Below are 214 nucleotides of genomic sequence, written 5' to 3' on the forward strand. Positions count from 1 at the left end.
TCTTAGGGCTCGCACCCACAGGGATAGTTTGTTCTTCTTTAGGGAGAACTTCACCTTTGAAAACCCAAACTTTAATGCCTAGAACACCGTAAGTTGTATTAGCTTCACGTGTTGCGTAGTCAATTTCAGCTCTCAAAGTATGTAAAGGTACTCTACCTTCTCTAGTCCATTCAGTTCTAGCTATTTCAGCACCATTCAACCTTCCCCCTACTAG

The 214-nt window shown here is 42.5% G+C and carries 1 pseudogene; it reads right to left on the reverse strand.

What is annotated here, in order from left to right:
* A pseudogene (locus tag AMO19_RS04160) lies at positions 1-214 on the reverse strand (30S ribosomal protein S3); the annotation flags it as partial.

Source organism: Prochlorococcus marinus (assembly GCF_001180245.1).
Lineage (GTDB): Bacteria > Cyanobacteriota > Cyanobacteriia > PCC-6307 > Cyanobiaceae > Prochlorococcus_A > Prochlorococcus_A marinus_F.